The sequence below is a fragment of the Massilia sp. CT11-108 genome, assembly GCF_047302915.1.
Taxonomy (GTDB): domain Bacteria; phylum Pseudomonadota; class Gammaproteobacteria; order Burkholderiales; family Burkholderiaceae_D; genus Telluria; species Telluria orientalis.
Genome location: NZ_JBKYMO010001214.1, coordinates 1 through 497, shown reverse-complemented (window position 1 = coordinate 497; position 497 = coordinate 1). Strand labels below are relative to the sequence as shown.

Genomic DNA, 497 nt, shown 5'->3' with positions numbered 1-497 from the left:
GCACGGGCAGGCCCGGCGAAAAGTGGAAGCTCGACGCGACGAGCCAGTAATCGTCGCCGGACCGGATCACGTCCGGATCGGAGTAGTCGGCGTACAGGATCGGGTTGCGGTAGGTGCGCACGGGTTCCGCCGCGTGCGCGGTGCCCAGCAGGACGGCCAGCAGGAAGACGAGTCGTTTCATGGTGTACAGGGAGAGTCGGCGTCGGGGCCCGCCAGCAGCATCGGGCGCGGGTCGGGGTCGGTGGTGGTGAAGCGCACGCGCTGCAAGGTCAGGCGGCGCACGTGGCGGGTCCACAGGCCGTAGGCGGGCATCACGGTCGAGAACATGTGCGGATCGGGATACGCCGCGGGTGCTTCCGGGATGTCCTGCTGCCGCACGGCGGGTTCGGTCGTCGCGGTCATGGGCAGGTCGACGTCGCGCAGCAGCACGTCCTCGATCGCGTGGCCCGGCACGCCCGTGAAGAACGAGCCGCGCCTGCCGTTGTCGCTGCCCGTGA

Annotated in this window: 2 protein-coding genes; both read right to left on the bottom strand. The window is 70.0% G+C overall.

Translation table 11 applies throughout. The features are described 5' to 3' along the window. The coding region (locus tag ACEN88_RS34060; protein WP_413346795.1) for a hypothetical protein at positions 1 to 181 on the bottom strand (181 nt) is incomplete at its 3' end. Further along, the coding region (locus tag ACEN88_RS34055) for a hypothetical protein (RefSeq protein ID WP_413346793.1) at positions 178 to 497 on the bottom strand (320 nt) is incomplete at its 5' end. The genes ACEN88_RS34060 and ACEN88_RS34055, both read right to left, overlap by 4 nt.